Source organism: Prevotella sp. TCVGH, assembly GCF_023522295.1.
GTDB classification, from domain to species: Bacteria; Bacteroidota; Bacteroidia; order Bacteroidales; family Bacteroidaceae; genus Prevotella; species Prevotella timonensis.
Map to the genome: position 1 here is coordinate 1 of NZ_QFFX01000056.1, position 18,129 is coordinate 18,129.

At 33.5% G+C, this 18,129-nt stretch carries 11 protein-coding genes and 3 pseudogenes; 9 read left to right on the forward strand and 5 right to left on the reverse strand.

Features of this window, described 5'->3' with window-relative positions:
- Positions 1 to 639: 639 nt before the first annotated feature.
- From DEM91_RS09825 to DEM91_RS09850, 5 genes and pseudogenes are all read right to left on the reverse strand, one after another.
- A complete protein-coding gene (locus DEM91_RS09825; protein ID WP_249858806.1) occupies positions 640 to 3,552 on the reverse strand; it encodes an outer membrane beta-barrel family protein in 2,913 nt (970 codons plus the stop codon).
- A 310-nt stretch (positions 3,553 to 3,862) separates the two neighbouring features.
- Positions 3,863 to 4,141: a hypothetical protein gene (locus DEM91_RS09830; RefSeq protein ID WP_249858807.1), complete on the reverse strand. Its 279-nt coding sequence runs from the start codon at positions 4,139 to 4,141 to the stop codon at positions 3,863 to 3,865.
- A 386-nt stretch (positions 4,142 to 4,527) separates the two neighbouring features.
- Positions 4,528 to 5,469: pseudogene (locus tag DEM91_RS09835) on the reverse strand (IS30 family transposase).
- 134 nt (positions 5,470 to 5,603) lie between these two features.
- Positions 5,604 to 6,076 (reverse strand): annotated as a pseudogene (locus DEM91_RS12705) (ATP-binding protein).
- Positions 6,077 to 7,012: 936 nt separating this feature from the next.
- A pseudogene (locus tag DEM91_RS09850) lies at positions 7,013 to 7,938 on the reverse strand (IS982 family transposase).
- 281 nt (positions 7,939 to 8,219) lie between these two features.
- On the opposite strand from DEM91_RS09850, the gene DEM91_RS09855 reads away from it, so the two are divergent.
- The 9 genes from DEM91_RS09855 (at position 8,220) to DEM91_RS09895 (ending at position 18,047) form a co-directional block, all read left to right on the forward strand.
- Complete coding sequence (locus tag DEM91_RS09855) at positions 8,220 to 10,160, forward strand: discoidin domain-containing protein (protein WP_249858810.1); 1,941 nt, start codon at positions 8,220 to 8,222, stop codon at positions 10,158 to 10,160.
- Positions 10,161 to 10,264: 104 nt separating this feature from the next.
- The gene (locus DEM91_RS09860; RefSeq protein WP_249858811.1) at positions 10,265 to 11,395 is read left to right on the forward strand and encodes a radical SAM/SPASM domain-containing protein; all 1,131 of its coding nucleotides are present in this window, start codon (positions 10,265 to 10,267) and stop codon (positions 11,393 to 11,395) included.
- Positions 11,396 to 11,405: 10 nt separating this feature from the next.
- Entirely contained in the window at positions 11,406 to 11,810 is a 405-nt protein-coding gene (locus tag DEM91_RS09865) for a hypothetical protein (RefSeq protein WP_249858812.1), read from the forward strand.
- A 212-nt stretch (positions 11,811 to 12,022) separates the two neighbouring features.
- A complete protein-coding gene (locus DEM91_RS09870) occupies positions 12,023 to 12,289 on the forward strand; it encodes a hypothetical protein (protein ID WP_249858813.1) in 267 nt (88 codons plus the stop codon).
- Positions 12,290 to 12,379: 90 nt separating this feature from the next.
- Complete coding sequence (locus tag DEM91_RS09875) at positions 12,380 to 13,039, forward strand: ABC transporter ATP-binding protein (RefSeq protein ID WP_249858814.1); 660 nt, start codon at positions 12,380 to 12,382, stop codon at positions 13,037 to 13,039.
- A gap of 172 nt (positions 13,040 to 13,211) precedes the next feature.
- Positions 13,212 to 13,847 (forward strand): hypothetical protein, encoded by a 636-nt coding sequence (locus tag DEM91_RS09880; RefSeq protein ID WP_249858815.1) that lies wholly within the window; start codon positions 13,212 to 13,214, stop codon positions 13,845 to 13,847.
- Positions 13,848 to 14,581: 734 nt separating this feature from the next.
- Positions 14,582 to 15,649 (forward strand): hypothetical protein, encoded by a 1,068-nt coding sequence (locus tag DEM91_RS09885; protein WP_249858816.1) that lies wholly within the window; start codon positions 14,582 to 14,584, stop codon positions 15,647 to 15,649.
- Complete coding sequence (locus tag DEM91_RS09890) at positions 15,630 to 17,591, forward strand: O-antigen ligase family protein (protein ID WP_249858817.1); 1,962 nt, start codon at positions 15,630 to 15,632, stop codon at positions 17,589 to 17,591. The genes DEM91_RS09885 and DEM91_RS09890 overlap by 20 nt, the downstream gene beginning before the upstream one ends.
- Positions 17,592 to 17,747: 156 nt before the next feature.
- Positions 17,748 to 18,047, forward strand: a complete 300-nt coding sequence (locus DEM91_RS09895) for a Mu transposase domain-containing protein (protein ID WP_249858818.1) — start codon at positions 17,748 to 17,750, stop codon at positions 18,045 to 18,047.
- Positions 18,048 to 18,129: the final 82 nt, after the last annotated feature.

Below are 18,129 nucleotides of genomic sequence, written 5' to 3' on the forward strand. Positions count from 1 at the left end.
GTGTCTAATTCTCTCAAATAAGGGGAGAATATGAGATGAAATAGAGCATATACAGCCTAAAAATCAAAAATATAGACAGGAGGTGAACCAATAGTGCTCAAAAACAAGAATGATAGAGAATGGGGTAAGGTTTTGCAGAGGTCTCAAGAAGCTTTTTCTAATGACCGATTTGGGATAAAGGAACTGAAGAATGATTTCTCCATTGATGATTTTGTCACACATAACTTCTGGGCAACAGAGGCATGCGGGAGTTTCATTGTAATGGCATATAACTTTATGTCGTTGTTTAGACATGCGCTGATTAATTCCAACAAGAAGAAATTTCTGAAGACAATTCGGTACGAATTGCTATCAACGCCAGCCTACTTGGGGAGAACAAAAGACAAGCATATCCTATATTTGGCCAGATCACTAAAAACACGACAATCATTCTTGTCCATATGGAAAAAATTAAAGGATTTCTCTTTGCCGTACGACACAGAGAAATCCTAATGACCGATTTGGGTTAAATTAGGATAGAGAATGCGACTAACTCAATATAGGCAGTGTTGCTTTTAGTTATTTACTGATTAAAGTACTTATAAAAGATTTAACAGAACCCTAATATGCTATTACATTTTGCAGAGCTTGAATCTGCTCCTATTTCTTTCCTCCTACATTCATCTTATAAATAGCATGTAGCATGATATAGTGGGGAATGGTGTTATAGCGTATCTCACTCTTTCCTTGTCCGTTGACCTGGTAGTCTACGCTCTTGAGTTGGTGAAAGAGGTCGAATGCTTCTAGTTTGAGGGAAAATTTGCCTTTCATGAAACTTTGACTCACATACGCGTTGCACATCAAGTTGTTGGTATTAATCTGCTCATCGGCATAGCCCCGGCGTTTGAACATCTTAAGGTCCATACCAGTCTCAAATCCCGATTTGTGACTGTACGATCCAATGAAACCATATTCGTAGTCGTAGGTGTTGATCGTGGTAAAGTTTTGGCGACTGCTGTTGACGTTTCGCCACGAGAGCTGTCCCATCAAACTCAAACTTAAGGTTTCTTTTTGGTACTTCACCTCCAGGGATTGTCGGGTGGTATGGTTGTTCACTTTGCTTAATACGCTACTTGTTTGTCCAACAACTCCCGTCAAGTCTACATTGTGGTTGTAATTGTATTCCGTTTCGGTGAATAAGGTGAAGTACTTCATGCTATCCAGTGGAACATTATAATAAATACCCGTATGTGCCGACCAGTTACCGTTTACGTTCTCTGGTTTGTAAGTATATACACCCGTTTGTGAGTCGTACGTAAATCCGTTAGCTACCGCGTTATGCGTGCCTTGAATATCAAAATTGATGGATGGTAGTTTATATCGTCTATTATGATTATCGCTAAACCTTATTTCCAATGAACTTTCTCTGCCATTTTTCAAGTTAGGATTGCCCAAGGAGATGGCTAAAGGATTTGAGTCGTCGCGACGTTCAATTTGTGAATACATATCGGGAGTGGTGGTAGACGAATTGCCCCAGGCAATCCATTCATATTCATTATGAATCAATTGACCGGAAAAATGTAATTGTTTGACCCAATTATTCTGCGAAATAAGTTTTGTAACTAGGACACTTCTATAATCCAATCGTTCCTTCTTATGACTTAAAGAGGTAAATATGCCAAATGCAAAGGATTCTTTACCTTTTCTTTTCAGATAATGTACACCAAGTATTCCCATATGTTGTTTACTCATATAATAACCTGCATAGCTATTATTGAGGTCTAACGAACGTAAAAGGGCATCGCGCGTAGAGGGCAGACTTCCTATACTATGATCTTCGTTTTGCCATTCTTCTAAACGGTCTAATCGGTATTTGTTATTGTTCCAGTAATTTCCTCCTTGCCTGTATTCATATCCAGTGATGATATTAAAGCCTGAAGGGAGAACAAATACGTACTGGGGGCTAAAACTATATGAATAGGTATAAGAAGGTGATTCATCATACCGATTGCGATTATCTTTCTTTCCCGCTTCTTGAAGATAGTCTAATTTATATTTGCTGAAGGTACAACTCTTGACATTTTCGTATGTGCCGCTGGTTTGAAATCCTACTCTGTCACCTGATTTCAAGGCTTTTCCGAAGGATGTGTCTAAGCGAGAATTGAATGAATGGCCATTGCCGAGTGTTTGTGAGAGTTGCCTATTCACGCCTTTATAGTTGGAGAGTCTTTCAAAGGGGAATGTAAAAGTAGAGTCAAGAATAGCCTCTGTTGACCCTAAGCCTTTAGGATCTGCCTGAAATGTGGCAGACTTGTTCGTACTGGAGTTATCAAATTTGTTATAATTCAGCGATAGAAAAGATATCAGCTGATATGATTTGTTAACACGAAGTTGATCATGCAGTTCATAAAATGTATTTTTGGTGGTACTATTGTCTATGTGTCGCGTAAAGTTGTTACTGGCGCTACTCAAGAAAGATTCAGCTGCTGTGTTTGTGATATCATGGGTGTTGAGCCATGAAACACTTGTCGATAGACTATTATTTACCGTGTTCTTCTCATTGCTGTTGGCTAAGTTGAGTCCTAATGTTTTTCTTATTACTTGTCCTTTGGGAAACTTTGTTGGATTCCACTCGCCTTTTTCACCTGGCTTGCGATCTTCATTAATATTGTTGATGTTGGCAAAGGTAGAAACTTGAATGCGTGGAGTAAAGTACAAACTGAACAACTTGAGGGCGTATGTGCTATTGGTTCCCCCTGCAGCATCAATATTACCTATAAAATTATTTTCGTATTGTTTCTTTAGCTTGACATCCATGACATAGTCCTTTTTCTCTATATCAATACCCATTATCTGACTTTTATCGGTACTCTTCTCATATACTTTGAGGTCTTTGACGATGTAATTGGGTAGATTCTCGATGAGTTGTTTGTTGTTTCCCTTGAAGAAATCCTTGCCGTTGAGTGTGAGGTAATTGAGCTTTCGACCATTAATGAATATTTCACCATTGCCATTGAGTGTAGCTCCTGGCAATTGTCGGATGAGTGCATCGAGCATACTACCTTCTGGAAGGTTGAAGGCATCGGCGTTGAAGACAATAGTGTCACCTTTGTTAATCATCTTGATTTTTGTACTCTTTACCACCACTTCACCTAACATATGTTCTTGTTCTTCCATACGTTTGCGCTTCATGGGGAGGTCTTTTAAATCAAGGGTCATAGAACGAGTCTTGAAGCCGATGTCTTGATTATAGAAAGCGGTTTCGTATTTAGGATTTTCTACTTTGATTATGTATTTGCCTTCGGATATCTTGGGTGTCATAAAGAAGTAGGCTTCCGGGTGCACGGCATTCTTGTTCCATGTCTGAGTAGAACAAGAATCAACCACCATGCTATCAGGAGTCATCAAGGTTACCTTGCTATCAATGATGGCAAGGTTTGTAAAACTATCTACCACGCGGCCATACATTCGCATGTTGTGCGTCTTTCTATAAATAGTTGAATTCTGTTGAGCAATTGAGGGCTGAGGGCATGCCAGCACCATACATAATAATATCCCAGAAAGTTGTTTCATTGTTATTTGGTGTTTTCTACGTCAATAAATAAGTAATGGAAAAAAATCATACAAAGTACCCCCATGTGATTATTTAGATTGGCCCTTTAGAGAGTTGTTGTACATCTTTCCTTTAAGTTGCTGTCGTAATCTTGATATTCAGCTTATCTTTTTAACCCAAATCGGTCATTAGAACCTCTAAGTATCGTATGGTAGTGAAAATCTTTTATTTTTTCCCATATCGTAATGAAGGCTTGTCTAGTTTTTAAGGATCTGGCCAAATACAGTATGTGCTTGTCTTTATTTTTATCCAAATAAGCTCGTGTTGATATCAATTCATATCTTCCTGATTGCCCTCACGGATCATGACTGTAGAATCAAAGTCCAGAGTATAGTTGTCAAAATGCGACTCGCAGAAGAACCAACTGAATAGTTCACTGAATACGCGTTGGTTGATGGCTTGTGAGAATTTGTTGAAATATCGCTGATAAGCCCGATGGTCGGCTCCGCGTGCCCAACCAAGCAACTTACAAAGTGCAGAATCGTAACGTACAACGTCCAGGTGACCAAAGCAGTTTGCACCACACCATACGACAGCAAACAATCCCAATATGAGTTGAATAGGATTATAACCCCTGTGGAACCCCAGATAGGAATATCACTTTGTGCAAAATGCTCACTAAAATGGCATTTATCAAGCATCTTGAAGAATAAGGACAGACCATCGAAGGGAGTGATTTCCTTGTTGAAAAACTTTATATCATAATCTCGTATCAAATTATCTGGTTTTAAAGTCGCGGTAAAATTAATAAATCACTATGAATCAAACACATATAAAGACTATTTTCTAGAACGATTTGGGTTTAATGCCGATTATTGTTGTTGTACATCTGCAAAAATAGATATAATACCTTTACATGCCAAATTATTTATCTATTATTTACGATTATCTTACCCATCGATTCTCCTTCGCAGAGTCAACCAGCAAGTGCAAAATTATAAAACGTATTTGAAGAATTCGCACTTTGGTGTAGAAAAGTTTAATTTTTCTCTCGGTCTTTCGTTCAATTTCTTTTGTATCGACATAATCCTCTTTTCTGTATAATGTTCAAACGAATCCTTTTTCGGTATATATTGTCTGATAAGTTTATTTGTATTTTCAATAGCTCCCTTTTGTCAAGAACAATATGGATCAGCGAAGTACACGGACACGCCTAAGAACTTGGTAATGTCCTTATGTGCTGCAAATTCAGGTCCGTTGTCTGTTGTAATGGTCTTCAGAATGTCCTTGTATGGTAGCAGCAATTTCCTAACTACCTTTGCCAGAGGCTTTGACTGCTTTCCAAATGGCAGTTTCTGCATAAGCAGCATATTGGTGGATTTCTCCACCAGTGTGAGTATGGCATGCTGGTCAGGGTCTACGATTAAGTCCATCTCAAAATCTCCGAATCTCTTCCCGTCAACTTCCTTACTTCTTTCATGGATACTCAACCTATCTTTAATTGGAAGATGTCTGCCCTTAGGACGATGCCTGTATTTCATCTTATGCCTTGTGTGTTTGGCAAGTTCCCTTGTTGTATCATTATGGATGATATTATAAATGGATTGGTGGGACACCTTTATCCCCTCATTCTTGCGCAGATAACCTGATATTTGTCGTGGAGACCACTGGTCATTGGTGATATATTCCTTAATCCTCCAGACTAATTCGTCGGAGAGTCTGGCGTTCTTTACCGTTTTCTTTCTGCGCTGCATAGCCATATCGTGCGCCTTTGTCCAAATATACTTTCCCGATGGCGTGCTATTGCGTTTGATTTCACGTGAGAGTGTTGACTGACTGATGCCGACGATTGCAGCAATCTCTCTTCTCCTTGTTTTCTTTTGGAGTAAGGCGAAAATTTGCGACCTTTGCTCCGAGGTTAATTGATGATATTTCACAATACAAAGTTAATTAATCTTGGGGAGACAGAGGTCTTCCTTTTTTTGTATTGCTGGTTGTTTATTTTTCCTCGCCGAGAGATGCAGACAACCTCTCGCTACGCTTCGAGAACGTCTGCATCTCTCGGCGAGGGCTACTCTTTTATTGCACTTTGTTTTGGAACTTGCACTTTTAGCCCTATTCTGATGGCATCATGTACGATTCTATCCATGATGGCATCTGCCACAGTTTTATTAGCTATGGCATCATGCCACGCTCCTACAGGAATCTGTGAAGCGATAATTGTAGACTTCTTTCCATGCCTATCTTCAATCATAGCCAGAAGATTTGTTCTTGCCACGGAATCGAAGGGTTGTATTCCAAATTCATCAAGTAGCAAGAGTTTCATTCTCTCTATTTCTTTAATTCCTGTAAGATAGTCCCTTTGGTCTTTGCCATTTTGAGTTGAGCCATGAGTCTTGCGGTATTCGTATAAAGTACCTTATATCCTTTCTTACAGGCTCTATATCCAAGTGCCATAGCTATGCTTTTCACAGCTCCTGTACCTCCTACAACAAATAGATTTCTACCCTCACAGATAACCCCAAGACTAACCCACCGCTCCATTTCACTCCCTATTTAGATGCGTGACTAAAGCCAACTTCTGGATTTTTATATATTATTGGAAAAATGGTTGGAAACTCCATTCCAAACGGTCTGGTACCAATAAACATGTCATTTTTAGGAATGCTTTTAAAAATGCACTTTTTTATACTAAAGACTTCTAATGACTCCTTTTCTCTAGGAGCCAGCCCCTTTAGATATAAGTACAATGAAGTATGAGGCTAATAACAGATGAAAAGATAGATAAAACATGGTTGACGAATTCAAGCCTTTAGAATTCACAAGCTTTGTGGAATCCATATACGGCAAACCTTTGGAGATAAGGGACATATTTGAAAGACTTTTCGTTAATGGTAATACAATTTTTTACCAACCGAGACCTCTGCAAAACTCCCTTATAGGAAGATTTTAAACATGTAACTCATTGATAACCAATTATACTATTTTGGCAAAAATAGACTTTTGCAGAGGTCTCCAACCTTAAGAATAACATGAAAGGGAATATTATTTCCGTGACTGCCTATCCCATCATCGTTTTGTGCTTGTACATTCGCTTGATGTGGTAGCTGTGAGCCTATTGAACCTGAAAATTTGCCTATGGCAGATATTATAGAAAAAAATAGCCAACTTACCTGTTGTTGACACTCAACAAAGCGATTATCGGAATCGTACAGGGAAATTCGGAACGATTATGTTCAAAATCTCATAAAGATAGAACGTCTTGACGTCTATGTAATGTGACTGATAATACGGGATGAGGATAGTTACAATTTCACTATCATTTATTTGGACAATTTCGGCGGTATTTTCCAAATTCGTGTGTCAGATGTTTTTTAAGTTGAAGAGCAAAAAACTGGAAATAACCGGCCTACCAAATGTCCATTACGCCTGTATTCTAAATTCCGCTAAGGCATAATAATTACGCGAGTTCGGGATAATTCAGTATGGAAATAACTCTAATTGTCTATCCTTTTCCACATGCACCGGCAGTGCCTCGGGTTTGTTGTCAAAGAAACAGTACGCAGTGAGGGCTGAGCATAGGTTCATCATAAAATTATGTATGGAACGGTAACGTGAATGCACGAGGTTTGCTTTGTTCTTGAGTACCTCGTTAATACATTCAATGATGTACCTCTTTCTGAGCAGAATGTTGTCCCACATAGGCATTAGTTTATTCTTCATATTGGCCTTTAGTCCATGCACGAGATGGATTCCCTGATCGAAAAGACGCTCGAAGAGTTCTTTCTTGATATATCCTCTGTCGGCGAATACCTTTCCAAAGAGATCCTTGGTGAACACCTTCCACACCCGAGCGTCCCTATCATCAACGTTCGCCCCTGTAAGACAGAAGGTTATCACCTTTCCGGTGTCGTTACACAGCAAGTGTAGCTTGAAGCCGTGGCACCATCCCATGGTACCCTTGCCGTCCTTTGCCAGTCCTTTGAATACCTTGTTGAAGTAGCGTCTAACATTGTGGCATACGGGAATCATTGTACTATCAACAAACGAATTTCCTGAGCATTTACCAAAGGCATAGAGTTTCATGAACATCATCATCTTGAAGAAAACACGTGTCATGAGTTCCACGAAGTGATTGTAGGAAACGGCAGCAGGAAACTCCTGCCTGAATAGTCCGCGGATACAGTTGAGATAGTACTCCTTAAAGTATCTGTATGTGCCGAAATGATAGCATACAAGGATGGCCATAATCTCGTTTTCCGACAGTCTGCTTTTGCGGTTACGATAGCGCTTTCCATTACCGTCATGGCAAGGTAATTGTAGATTTTTTCCAGTTCGTCATTCAAATTCTTGTCAAACTCATCGATAATACAGAAAATTCCTCTAACTTTGTCTTTGGTAATCATCGTTCAATATTTTTGTAACTTGTTGATTTTCATCTATAAAGACACGAAATATTAGTGAGCTTACCAATCTTTTATAAGGCTTTTCTTATCCCGAACTCACGTTAATATATAATTTTGCACGTGTTTATAGAATTCTCTTAATTTTATTTGTTAAATAGCGTAAAATACTTGTAGGTGAGATTTTTTTTTTTACTTTTGCATAAAAAATCCTACTAGTCTATAAACACTTTCAAAAGTTTGCATGTTTATACGTGTGTTACTTTTGTTATATCTTTAATTTGATGAAAAAAATAATCTTGACATTTCTTCTCATATTATTTTTAATAAGCTGCAAAGATAATTTTTCTAATTCATATAGTCCAAAGGTGTTCAGAGTGCTAAAGTTTTGTAAAGGGAATGCTAGTGAGATAAAGAAAGCCTTAGATTATTTTATCTTAAAAGGGGATACTGAAGAAATAAAAGCAATTACTTTCCTTGTAGAAAATATGAAAGATAAGTATGCTATCGTACCAGAGATTTCAAATGATCCATATCATAATATTATTATTCATGAAAATGTAAATGAATCGCAGGCGTGGGATGACAAAAAATCACAAGTTGGTTTTATGTTTGATTCTTTGAGGCAAAAGTCTGGATACATCCCTCAAATGAAAATTATTTATGATTTGGATGTTGTCAAATCAGATTTTCTGATTGAAAATGTAGAAATTGCTTTTAAAATGTGGAAAAAAATGTCAAAACAAAATTGTAAATTTGAAGATTTTTGTGAATATATATTGCCATATCGTATTGAACATGAGCCTTTATCCAATTGGCGGAAAGATGCTTTAAAACAATATTCTGCATTATTAGATTCTGCAAACAATACGACTGATTTGGCTAAATTAATTATAAAAAAGTCAAAAATACATTATAATGCAGGAATGAGTAAATATCCGTATGTGCCTACATTTAAAGAATTATATACCTTTCGGTGGGGAAGTTGCGTTCATTTAGCAGATTACTTGACTTTATCATTAAGAGCCCTAGGTATTGCCTGTACAACGGATAAAGTTCTCGCATGGGCAAATAGGAGTTCTGGGCATCAATGGACTGTTGTAATGGATAGAGAAGGAAAATTTTTTGATGTTGGATTTAATTCTGAAGGGAAAAATGATATTACATATAAATATTCTAAAATCTATAGAACAACCTTCTCGGATAATTTAGAAAATAAAGAATTTGATTTAACTCTAAAAGATGTTACAGCAAATTATAAATTACCCGTTTCAAATATAATATTGACTAAAAAAAACAAAAATCATAGTTCATATTTTCTATGTACATTTAATAATACAGATTGGGAACCCATTGCTTTGGGAATAAATAGTCTTGACAATGGTAAAGTTATCTTTAAAAATATGGGTAGAGGAATTCCATATGATAAAAAATATTTTTATCATTGTAATAACGAGGGTAAAGGTATAGTCTATCTTCCTATAGAAGTAAACAATGGTGTACAGATTTCTGGATCCTATCCATTCATTTTAAAAGAAAATGGCATATGTGTTGTTTTAAAACCCAATTTAAAAAAAACAGTGAATATAATCTTACATCGTAAGTATCCACTTTATGACAGAATACTAGATTATTCTAGCAATATGATTGGAGGATTTTTTGAATCAAGTACGTATCCAGACTTCTCAAATACAAAGGTAGTTTATAAAATTAAAAAAAAATCAGATAAGGCATTATCTGAAATTAAATTACCGCATACTATTGCTTGTAATCGTATTCGTTATGTTGCTCCGTTAAGGGGAGGAATCAACTTAAGTGAACTACATTTTTATTATCAAAATAAGGAGGTTAAAGGTTCTCCATTTTCTTCAGATAAAAATGAAGAGAAGAGGGAATTAAATAGGCTTTTTGATAAAAATCTTGACACTTATTTTTCTTCAGAAATAGAAAAAGCGTATATTGGAGTAAATTTTAAAAAAAGAGTAAAGATAGACAAAATAGTTTACGCTCCCAGAACTGATAATAATGACATCTTATCAGGTATGGAATACGAACTTTTTTATTGGAATAATGGATGGATTTCACTAGGGAGAAAAAAAACCAATAAAAATTTTATAGAATACATGAATGTACCAACCAATGCCCTTTTCTTGCTGCATAAAATCTCCGGAGGACTTGAAGAACGAATATTCACTTACAATTGTAATAGTCAAATATGGTGGTAATAATACTTTGACTTTTTTTGAGGTATTTAGTTAAAAAAAGCAGTTTTACATAATAAAATAAGAGTTTAATAAGTTACTTATAATTATTATAATAAATATTAAATATGGATTTTAAATTAAATGAAAAAATTCAAATAATGGATTCTTATATTAAATATATAGAGTCAATATTTGAACATGAAGGAATTAAAACAGGGCTCTTAGATGAAGAACATCTAGCTCATGCTAAAGCATTAAGGCATGAATTAAAGTTAAGAAAAAAGTGTCCTGAAGAATTTATTGAGAAATTTGACTCTCCGATAAATGTCCAGTTTGAATTAACTTCGCAATGTAATCAACATTGCCTAATGTGTTATAACCAGTCTGGAAGTGGTAGTGCTAACGATGATTTAAACATTAATCAATGGATTAAAATTGCGGAAGATTTAGCATCTGTTAATGTTCCCCAAGTGATAATAAGTGGAGGAGAACCTACTTTGTTGGGAGATGATCTTTTTAAAATAATGGATATTTTTCATGAAATTGGAAGTCAATTTATCTTAATTACAAATGGAATGCTTATTAATGAAGATAATATCCATAAATTTGTTAAATATGATTATGTATGGATGCAATTTAGTATTGATGGAGCAACAGAAAGTACACATGACTATATCCGCGGGGCAAAAGGTGCTTTCAATAAAGTTGTACACGCTGTAGCTTTGGCAAGAGCTCATGGAATACCAGTGGGAATAGCTTCGACAATTCAAAAAAAGAATTTGAACGAGTTAAGTGATTTAATAGATTTAGCTTATTATCTTGGAGCTTTCAAGCACCATTTAGGTGAATTTATGTATACAGGGCGTGCTATTATAAATAAATCTAAAATAGAACTAACAGGTGAGGATATTATTTATATAGGTAAGACATTGAAAAAGAAAAGGGTTGAATATGCTCAGGAAATTTCTATTGCAAAGCCTTTTGACCCAGCCTTAAACTTGAGAACTCATATGTGCCAACCTGCAACTGGCATAGTTATTAGACCAAATGGAGAAGTGCGTATTGATTGTCAAGCCCCCGGCAGGATAGGAAATGTAAAAGAGAAAAATATTCTAGATATTTGGAAAGACGCAGGATACAAATCATGGAGCCATCCAAAGTTATTAGAATATATCTCCAAAGTTATGAACTATAAAGATTTAAATGAAGTATATCCTAGGACACATTATGATCCGGATTTAGACTTATCTTTTTAATAAAAAAAAAATGGATAAAAATAAAATTCTTGAATTGGCCTATTTCTATCGAAAAGATATAGTGTTTGTTATGAATACAAGTGGTTATATATCTGAAAATGGTAATAATTTAATATATAATACTTACTTAAGAACTCCACTCATTTCATTAAAATTAAATGAGAGTGCTAAGCTCATATACTTATCATTCGATGGTAAGAGAACTTTGGTGGAGGCATTTGAGAAAAGTTTCGAATATTTTGAAGGAATTTCAAAAGATTTATATCTTCCACAATTTCTATCAACAGTTCACATGTTGGAAAAAAAGGGGTTATTACGATCCACTAAAGACATCGAGCGTAATAAAGTGATTGAAGAGCATCAAAAAGAGACATTTATTACTCGATATAATGAAATCTTCGGTAAACTTTTATAGTTTTAGTTTATAATAAGAGGTGCATAAACGAAAATAGCTTTAATCTGACAATTTTTAAGATTTTAACACGCTAAAGTCTAATTAAATTTTGGGCATAGACAGGCGCTTGTGCTGCAGCAAATGCACTATAGACAAACTCTAAAAGAAGTTATATTTGTTTTTTTTTGAGGTAAAATATTAATAATTTTCATCAATATTATATAGTAAAAAATATGAAAAATGTAAAAAAAATACTTTTCACCGCACCTGTGGTGTTGAGTACACAAGCTTTATTTGCTAAGCCGGAAGAAAGTTTTACCATGTCAGCTTTAGCAAGTAGTGTTACGGTTGGAGCTTCAACAGGTATAATGATGGGTGCACTTACTACGCTAGCAGGAACGGGGACTCCGCTTTCTGTGGCTGGAGCAGCGAGTGGAGCAGCGAGTGGAGCTGTTGCTGGAGCTATAGGATATGCTATGACTACTGCTTTTGGTCAGTAACTTATTATAAAAACGTCAAGTCTTTTCCTTTATTGTAAATTGTTTTGTCAATTTACAATAAAGGAAAGATATTTAGTATAGTATAGAACAATGATTAATATACAACATCTTACAAAAAAATATAAAAAGAAATACGCATTACAAGATATAAATTTATGTTTAGATCCTGGTAAAATATATGGTCTAATTGGCGAAAATGGTGCAGGTAAAACAACATTAATCAAAGCCATTTTGGGATTCATTAACTATACCGGAAACATATCTATTGAAAAATATCAAAACAATTCTATTTCTTATGTTCCTGAAGTAATCAATTTTTACGATTATCTAACAGGTTTCGAATCTGTGAAGTTGATTACTAAGTTGCAAGGGAAAAATTTTGATGAAATGATAGTTAACTTTAGAAGATATGCCAAAGAAATTGATTACTTTGACGAAGAAAAATTAATTAAACAACATTCAAAAGGTAATTTGCGTAAACTGTTTCTTCTTCAAAGCTTTTCTGCAAACTTCAATTTATTATTGTTAGATGAGCCTTTTTCGGGGCTAGATCCCATTGTTACTGAGAAAATGAAAAAACTTTTTATAAACAAAAAGAAAGAAACAACAATTTTGTTAAGTACACATCTATTTGAAGTTGCTAAAACAATTTGTGACGAGATGATATTTATTAAAAATGGGAAAATATTATGTCAAATATCTAAAGCTTCGTTTTCCGAAATCAATTTAGTTCAACTTTACAATGAATAATATTCTGCATAATTTATTTATTTGTTTTAAGAATTCCTGTAAACCTGCACTTTACTGGCATTATTCGACTAATATTTTATGTTTAATAAATAAAATTAAAAGTCTAACGTTAAAAGATTTCATTATTTATATAGGCTTTTGTTTATTGGGAGTTGACTTGCTGTTTAAATATATGCATTTTGGTCAGTCAGCCCCCCTTGCAAAAGACACACAACTTCCATATTGGATTTGTACGCTATACGTATTGATAAAAATATTATTCACTTCTTCAAAATTACCCCTTTTAGAGGCAGATCTCGGCATTTTGACACTAATAAGAAATAATATCAATATATATTTATTATATTATTTGCTAGGCAAAATAACAAATATAGTGTTTCCACTATTAGTAGCTCTTCTGTATGCAAGAACTTATAATTCTTTAAAAGGTTCTATATTTGTTTTTTTGACTTTATATCTATTCTTTCTTTTTGCTAAATTGGCAAGTTTCCTTGTAAAATTAATAAAGTTAAATTATCCAAATGGCATAATAAATATGCTTATAAAATTGATTACTGTGACATTAATATTAGCAAGTATTAATGGAATTTATCGTGGTATTACCTTTCCTTGGTTTATTTCTTCTTTATTCTACCCTATGCAATTACTTTTATTTTCATTTAGTGGTCATATAGACTTCACTTCAATGAGTATTTTCTCTTTATTGGTACTGCAGTCATTTCTCACATTAGCATTGCTGCTATTGAGTATTTGTGTTTTGTGCTTTAATACTTATCAATTAACTTTTGAGGATTCTCCACTTTTATAATTATGAAATACATTATTGATTCTCATTCAATCTCACCACTGTTACGTAATGAATTGTATTTAATGAGGCAAAATTTGTTCTCATTAAGTGGCTTTTCGCAATTGCTCGTACCCACACTTCTGTATATTATACTTACGATAATCTATTTTAACAATGCTTATACTATCCATGAGCCAATAGAGCCTATAGCGGTTTCACTACTATTTCCATTATTTTCTATTGTTGGATTCCCTAGCATTTATATGACGCCAATTGTCAGAAAGGATATGAATTATATTTGGGTTTATAGATTATATAGAAGAAATATGAAACGATGGATTTTGATAAAAATTGCAAGTTCTATCATATACTGTATTCTATCATTAATTATTTCCACACTAATTATAATATTATCCCTAGAGTTCTTGTACGGTCTCAATTATTTTAATTTTATAAATCCATCTGTATTATTGTTAACTTGTATATTTATACCGATTCCTGTATGCTTTTTAGGGTATTTTTTATCAGTTTGCTTGCCAGATGTTTATTATTCGACCCAAAATCAGGTATCTTTTATAATTTCAGTGGTATTTATTTGGATTCAAACACTTATATGCTTACCGTTTATATTTTGTATTTATAAGATACAAGAATCTTCCTATTATTATATCATGTTTTACTGTTATTTTTTAGTGATAACTTTTATAATATCCAAATTTATACAAAGAAATTTGTCCACAAAAGAATTATAATTTATGAAAAATAACATATCAATAATATTTATAGTAGTTCTCACATTATTATGTGGATGCCAGAAAGAGTCAAAACCAATAAAAAAAATAACGTTAAAGAAATTATATGAATGTGATGCAACAGCTTTAACAGATTCGTTAAAAACTCCATCAACAAGTTGTCTTACCTCTAATGGAACGGTTTTTTTATTAATTCCTTCCAAAACTTTATTGCTTGAAATCAACCGATATGGCATAATTAATAAAAAAATAGATTTATGTAATTTACAATATGGTGGGCTTAGATCTCCTAGCTGCATCCAGAGTTATAATAACAATATAATTATTTCTGATATAAGTTCAAAATTAATTATATTTTATGATAAAAATCTGAATGTACTTAAAAGTGTTAAGTTATACGGATATCCCTTAAAATTTCGCATTGTAAATGATAATATATATTATTTGGCAGATGAGATGAATAAAGTTTCTCAACATGAGCAATATTATTCATATAAAATTTTTCGCCATAATATGATCACTAATGTGGAGAAAGAAATGTATAAAGGAGAAACAATTAACATCTTATCTTTAAGGAAGGAACTTAATTTGAATACTCCAAAAACCATTGATTTCTGTCTGAGCAATAATGAAAAATTATATTGTGTTGTAAATAGTTATGATAACCTTTGTGTAGAGAGGATTAGTGATAATGCTCATAGAAAGGTAATTAACGATGATAAATGGGTTCCTATTCCTTATGAATCTGTAGAAAGGAAAAAATATATTTCCTATTTGAAATCATATATATTGAGGTCATATCCTGTTGAAAAAATCAAAATAGACTATAAATTATCTATTAATAGCATGACGACTGATTCTTATGGAAATTTATGGTTAGTAACAGCATCAAGAAAGAATGAAATACCCATACGAATATATTCAAATGATTATAAAAGTTGTTGTTGCTTTTCTATAAAAGGATATTCTGTTGCTCAACTAAACCTTCAAAGTAAATATTTGTTGGTTAGTGAAACTAATCCTTTTAACTATAGGGCTAAATTTATCTTATATGAATATCGTTTGTTTTAAAAGAGGTGACTCTAAAGATAAAAACACACACAAATTTCTGAAACAATATACTAACTACTATTTAATTAGTATTAGTATATTGTTTATTAGTATTAATGTCTCTTTTAGCCTAATCACTCTTGACTTTATTAAATATCAAATTTTATATCTTGGAGTAATTGCATGGTTCGTTCCTTCTTTACTACACTTTATTTCAGCCTTAACTCATAAAAAGAAATCATTTATTATTTCTGTAGGTGAGAGAGAACTTGTTTTTAGTTTGTTTGTTATCTGGATAATAATTAACAGTATTATAAAAAGAATCCCTGCTAATGAAATATCTAAGCTAATTATTATATTCGTTGCTTTCTTTCAAATAGTGATAGCAACCCGAAAAATTACCGAAACCTTCGATGAAAGTATACTCGAACGTTTCTTCATAAAAGGTTTATTCGCGTTGGGTGTATATCAATCTATATTTGGTATATTACAATACTGTTTTGATGAGGATAAATTTCATATTTATAAGACTTTAGTTACTGGCTCTATAATATATCCAAATAGCTATGGTCTATTTATGGTTATAAGTTTCAGTTCCTTGATTGTTTTAATACAAGAAACCTCATCTAAGAGAGATAAGATCATTTTAGTAATGTTTCTACCATTATTTTTATTCGCTATTTTTACAAATTTATCAAGAGGAGCTATATTTTCTGCTATATTGTCATTATGCGTCATCTATTATTTATTAAATTTTCATTTAAAATCTGTGAAAACTAAATCTGTAGGCAAAAGAGTATATGTGATTTCTTTGTTTTTATTCGCTATTTCTGTCTTATTTCTTATACTTTTTAATATGAATATCGAATCCTCTTATGGGCGAATAAGAATTTTAAGGATGATTTACCCTATGTTAAAAGACAATTTTTTCACTGGAATTGGATATAATAATTTTGCTTATGAATTTCTAAATTATCAAGAAGCATTTCTACAAAAAAAGAGTAATATTAGCCTGGGGTGTAAAGCTGCTGAAATTTCTACTCCTAATAATCAGTTTCTCTTTCTTTCTTTAGAATTAGGAGTTGTTGGAGGTTTACTTTTTTTTGTTTATTTTCTTATTATATTATACCAATCATATAAAAAAATTTGCTTCTCTAACTTAAAATATAGAATGTGGTTTCTCTTTTCAGTTCTTACACTTTTTATTAATAGTTTTTTTGATACAATTTTTCAATCAATAGTTATTATCTTTTTATTCTTTTATATTATAGCACTAATTCCTGATTCACTAAGAGTAATCACTATTAAATCGTATGTGATGAAGTGTATTTTTTTGTTTATTTTCGTGTTATTTGGAAGTGTAGTTACAGTGAGTGCCTTAAAGCATTACAGAGAATCTAAATCCTACAAGTACGAATGCATGGCTGATACTGATTTGTCAAATGCAATGTATGAATCTGCAATTTGCAACTGCTACATATGTTTAGATATAGACTCAACATCTTTACGATGTAAGTCAATTTTGGGAAGGGCCTTGATTGCAAGAAGTACTAGTGAGAATATTATGTTTAAAAAAGAATCGCTCAAAGAAGGTATCAAACAACTTGAACTTATTAAAAATAAATACCATAGTAGAGATTTGTATTTAGCACTAAGTTATGGATATCTAAAAATTGGTGATAATAAGAATGCGCTTTTAAATGCAAAAAAGGTTCATAGAATGTTTCCCGACCAAGTGCGACCTAAATTACTATTGGGTATGGTATATTTTCTTCAGGGAGACTGTATGGAAGCAAAAAAATACACACAGGCTTGTATTAAGAATGTTCAAACCAAAAAGGGAGTAGATATCAGTAAGGTTGCATGCTTATTATTAAAAGATTCTATAAATAAGAAATTGGCTGAAAAATTAAGTAATAGTAGATTAACTTATAGTTTTGATTCTATTATGATAGCCCATTGAAAAAACTTAGCACTACTTATCATTAATATGCTCCAAACATTCTTTGATGTTATGGAATTGAATTTTACGAGAATGTGTAGCAAAGGATGTATCTGTAAGTGAAACATCTACAGTTTCATGATATGTGTTTGAGTAAGGCATCCCAAGGATAAAGCCTTGGTAGAGGATGCCGTAAAGCTGACCTATGCACACTTTTATCCGGAGCTCAAGGATGAGGACAGAGATGCTCTTGATACGCTAAACCAAGCCATCCACAGGGCTTTAGAGAAGCACAATGATATGATCCTTACGGGCAGGACTTGTTCCAGACGAGAACAGTTTGAGGATATCAAGCAGTCACAACTGAGACCTCTGCCTACGATTCCCTTTGAACTGCACAGCAGGCAGACGCTTAACGTGCAGCGTAACGGGCATGTGCGCCTACTAGGACATTATTATAGTGTACCCCATACTTAGGATCAACTAAATAAATATAAGCCATTGAAATTCAACAATATATACTTTATATTATTTGTGTAATTCACCAAAAATGACTACC

Bases quoted from the DNA above. Each gene is read 5' to 3' on its own strand.
- DEM91_RS09825 (WP_249858806.1), bottom strand. From the start codon at position 3,552: ATGAAACAACTTTCTGGGATATTATTATGTATGGTGCTGGCATGCCCT.
- DEM91_RS09855 (WP_249858810.1), top strand. From the start codon at position 8,220: ATGAAAAAAATAATCTTGACATTTCTTCTCATATTATTTTTAATAAGC.
- DEM91_RS09860 (WP_249858811.1), top strand. From the start codon at position 10,265: ATGGATTTTAAATTAAATGAAAAAATTCAAATAATGGATTCTTATATT.
- DEM91_RS09865 (WP_249858812.1), top strand. From the start codon at position 11,406: ATGGATAAAAATAAAATTCTTGAATTGGCCTATTTCTATCGAAAAGAT.
- DEM91_RS09870 (WP_249858813.1), top strand. From the start codon at position 12,023: ATGAAAAATGTAAAAAAAATACTTTTCACCGCACCTGTGGTGTTGAGT.
- DEM91_RS09875 (WP_249858814.1), top strand. From the start codon at position 12,380: ATGATTAATATACAACATCTTACAAAAAAATATAAAAAGAAATACGCA.
- DEM91_RS09880 (WP_249858815.1), top strand. From the start codon at position 13,212: ATGCATTTTGGTCAGTCAGCCCCCCTTGCAAAAGACACACAACTTCCA.
- DEM91_RS09885 (WP_249858816.1), top strand. From the start codon at position 14,582: ATGAAAAATAACATATCAATAATATTTATAGTAGTTCTCACATTATTA.
- DEM91_RS09890 (WP_249858817.1), top strand. From the start codon at position 15,630: ATGAATATCGTTTGTTTTAAAAGAGGTGACTCTAAAGATAAAAACACA.